Source organism: Streptomyces sp. NPDC000941 (assembly GCF_053599555.1).
Map to the genome: position 1 here is coordinate 1 of NZ_JBSFMM010000430.1, position 4177 is coordinate 4177.

Consider the following 4177-nt stretch of genomic DNA (forward strand, 5'->3'; position numbering starts at 1 on the left):
GTTGACGGCAGAACCCCGCACCACCGCCAGCACCCTGTGCCCGTTCCGCCGCGCATCCGACAACCGCTCCAGCAGCAGCACACCAACGCCCTCACCCCACCCCGTACCATCCGCGGCCCCGGCGAACGACTTGCACCGCCCATCCGCCGCCAGCCCCCGCTGCCGCGAGAACTCCACGAAGAGACCGGGGGTGCCCATCACCGTCACCCCACCCGCCAGCGCCAGCGAGCACTCCCCCGCCCGCAGCGCCTGCGCGGCCATGTGGATCGCCACCAGCGACGACGAACAGGCCGTGTCCACCGTCGCCGCAGGGCCCTCAAGCCCCAGCGCGTACGACAACCGCCCCGAGAGCACCGCGCCCGCCGTGCCGGTAACGAGGTAGCCGGTGATCTCCTCCGTCACCTCGCTGAGCTGGGCGGCGTAGTCGTGCACGCTCATCCCGGCGAAGACGCCCGTGCTGCTGCCCTTCACGTCGTCCAGGGTGAGCCCGGCCCGCTCGAACGCCTCCCACGCGGTCTCCAGCAGCAGCCGCTGCTGCGGGTCCATCGCCAATGCCTCGCGCGGCGAGATCTCGAAGAAGCCGGCGTCGAACTCGCCCGCGTCGTAGAGGAATCCGCCCTCGCGCACGTAGCTCTTGCCTGGACGCCCCGGGGTCGGGTCGTAGAGGGAGTCGAGGTCCCAGCCCCGGTCGACCGGCGGGCTGGCGATGGCGTCGACCTCGTTGGCGACGAGCCGCCACAGGTCCTCGGGGGAGGCGACCTTGCCGGGGTAACGGCAGGCCATCCCGATGATCGCAATCGGTTCGCGGTTCCGTTCCTTCAGGTCGTTCAGCTCTCCGAGCGCCTGACGCAGATCGGTGGTCGCCTGCCTGAGGTAGTTACGGAGCTTCTCGGTCTTCTCGGTGTCCGCCATGTCGCCCTCAGTCCCGTCGGGAGGTGTCGCCGTTGTCCGCGTGGTTCCGGGCGCCGCCGCCGTGGAGTCCGCTCAGTTCGTCGAGAACGTAGAAGAGTTCGTCGTCGGTCGCCGTGCCGAGGTCGTCGTGGTCGGGGGCCACCGAGAGCGCCGACGCGGCGCCCGCCTTGTGCGCCAGCTCCTGCAGCCGCCCGGCGATGGCGAGGTGGTGCTGCCGCTCTTCCCCGTCGCCGCCGTTCAGCACCCCCGCCAGGGCGGCCTCGATCCGGTCCAGCTCCGCCAGCAGCGAGGCGGCTGCGGCCTCCCCGTCGGGGGCGAGGCGTTCGTGGAGGTGGGCGGCGATGGCGGCAGGGCTGGGATGGTCGAAGACGAGAGTGGCGGGCAGCCGCAGCCCGGTGTCCGCGTTGATGCGGTTGCGGAGTTCGACAGCGGTCAGCGAGTCGAATCCCAGCTCGCGGAACTTCTGGTCCGGCTGGAGCGCGGCCGCGCTGTCGTGGCCGAGTACTGCCGCCGCGTGGCCGCACACCATGTCCAGCACGGCCTGGCGCCGGTCGGCCTCGGGCAGGGTGAGCAGCGTCTGGCCGAAGGAGCCGGGGGACGCCGCCGACCGCACGCCGCCGGCGGCGCCCTGAGCGGCGGCGTTCGGCAGCAGGTGCCGCAGCACCAGCGGGACTTCGCTCCTGCGGGGGTGGCGGCGTATCCGGGCCAGGTCGAGCCGGGCCGGGACGAGGAAGGGCTCGCCGCCCGCGACGGCGGCGTCGAAGAGGGCGAGCGCCTCCTCGGGGGTGAGGCCGTTGACGCCGATCCGCGCGTTGCGGGCGACGACGGCCTTGAGGCCCGCCATGCCGGTGTCCTGCTCCCAGTAGCCCCAAGCCAGCGAGGTGCCGGGGAGACCCTGGGCGCGGCGGTGGTGTGCCAGCGCGTCGAGGAAGGTGTTCCCGGCGGCGTAGCTGCCCTGTCCCGCACCACCGATGACGCCGGCGAGGGAGGAGTAGAGCACGAACATCGACAGGGGCAGCCCGCGCGTCAGGTCGTGCAGGTGCCAGGCGGCCTCGGCCTTGACGCGCAGCACCTCGCGCAGCTCGTCGGGGGCGATGCTCTGCACGATGCCGTCCTTGACGATGCCCGCCGTGTGCACGACCGCCGTGAGGGGGTGCTCGCCGGGGACGGCCGCCAGCAGGGCGGTCAGCGCCGCGCGGTCGCCGATGTCGCAGGCGGTCAGCGTGACCTGGGCGCCGAGGTCGGTGAGGTCGGCGGCCAGCTCGGCGGCGCCGGGCGCGTCGGCGCCCCGGCGGCTGGCCAGGAGGACGTGGCGGGCACCGTACCGCGTGACCATGTGGCGCGCGATGACGGCGCCGAGCGCGCCGGTGCCGCCGGTGATCAGCACGGTGCCGTCGGGGTCGAACGCCGGGAGCTCGGGGTCGGCGGCGGTGGGCTCGGGATCGCCGGCTGGGTGCCGGGTGAGCTGGGGGGCGTGGATGCTGCCGGCGCGCAGGGCCAGTTCGCGCTGGTCGGAGGTGAACGCGGCGGCGAGGGCGGCGGGCAGGGCGCGGAGCGAGGCGTCGCTGTCGTCCAGGTCGAGGAGGACGAGCTGGCCCGGCTGCTCGGACTGGAGGCTGCGGGCCAGGCCCCACAGCGCGGCGGCGGCCAGGTCGGGTACGTCCTCGCCGGGGTGGGTGGCGACCGCGCCCCGGGTGACGAGCGCGAGCGGGCTGGTGCTGAGGACCGGGTCCGCCAGCCACGTCTGGAAGGCGGCGAGGTGGGAGCCGGTCACCTCCCGCGTCCGCTCGGCGGCGTCCTGGGAGCCGGGGACCACGGCGAGGATCAGCTCGGGAGCGGTGCCGGAGTCCGCGATCGCCTCGCGGAGGGCGGGCAGGTCGGGGCAGGTGAGCGTGGTGTCCGGCAGGACGCCGAGAAGCGGCTCGTCCGCGTCGGCCCCGACGACCGCCATCCGTAGGTCGGGGAGGGGCGGCGCGAGGGCGGGCGCCGGGAGGGGTGCCCACACGAGGTGGAACATCGAACGGCGTTCCGCGCCGCCGCCCGCGGGCTGCAGCTCCGCGAGCCTGACCGGGCGCATGGCCAGCGCCTGAAGCGTCGCGACCGGCGCGCCCTGGGGATCGGCGGTGGCCAGGCTCAGCTCCTTGTCGGCGCTGACGCGGACGCGGACCCGCAGGTCGGTGGCGCCGACCGCGTGCAGGCGCAGCCCGCTCCAGGAGAAGGGGAGAACGATCTCCTCCTCGTCGTCGCCGCCCTGGCCCTCCGCTCCCCGCTCCGCGCCGAGGGCAACGGCCCGCAGCGCGGCGTTGAAGAGCGCGGGGTGCAGGCCGTACGCCGTCGCGTCGGCGCGTTCGGCATCGTCCAGCGCGACTTCGGCGTACAGCTCCTCGCCGAGCCGCCACAGCCCGGCGATGCCCGGCTCGGGCACGGGCGGCCGGATGGGGGTGGCGTCGGCCGGTGGCCAGACGCCGTCGAGGGGCTCGGGCGCGGGCGCGGCGTCGTCCGGGCGCGTCGCGAGGGTGCCGCTGGCGTGCCGCGTCCACGCCGCCTCGTCCTCGTCGCCGTCGAGGCCGGTGGCAGGCCGGGAGTGGAAGGTGATGGACCGCTCGCCGGACTCGTCGTTCTCGCTCGGCGGTCCGACGGTGACCTGGAGGTGGATGGCGCCCTCGTCGGGGATGACGAGCGGGGCGTGCAGGGTGAGTTCGGAGACGTGGTCACAGCCGGCGCGGGCGGCGGCGTGCAGCGCCAGGTCGGCGAAGGCGGCGCCCGGCATCAGGACGCTGTCGCCGACACGGTGTTCCGCCAGCCACGGCCAGGTGTGGGTCTCGCGGGAGAGGCGGCCGGTGAGCACCAGCGTGTTCTCGTCGGCGAGCTGCATCGCGGCGGCGAGCAGCGGGTGGTCGGGGTTGGTGAGGCCCAGTTCGGTGGGTTCGCCGGTCCGGTCGGCGATCAGCCAGTGGCGCTGTCGCTGGAAGGCGTAGGTGGGCAGGTCGAGCAGGGGCGGGGCGGGGGCGGCGGGGTCGGTCACCCCGAACCACGCCTTCCAGTCCACGGGCAGTCCGGCGGTGAACGCCTGGCCGAGGGCGCGGGCGAGCTGCGCGGGGCCGCCCTGGTCGCGTTGCAGCGTGGGGACGACGGCGACCGGAACGTCCAGTGCCTCGGCGGTCTCCTGCACGCCGACGGCGAGGACGGGGTGCGGGCTTGCCTCGATCAACACCCGGTAGCCGTCCGCGAGTACGGCCTCGACGGCGGTGGAGAAACGGACCTG

2 protein-coding genes are annotated in these 4177 nt (G+C 74.7%); both read right to left on the reverse strand.

Annotated features, from left to right (window positions below; genetic code table 11):
- Positions 1–912: beta-ketoacyl synthase N-terminal-like domain-containing protein (locus ACWDSL_RS52215; RefSeq protein ID WP_450496674.1), on the reverse strand; the 912-nt coding region annotated here is incomplete at its 3' end.
- A gap of 7 nt (positions 913–919) precedes the next feature.
- On the reverse strand, positions 920–4177 hold a 3258-nt coding region (locus ACWDSL_RS52220), incomplete at its 5' end, for an SDR family NAD(P)-dependent oxidoreductase (protein ID WP_450496676.1).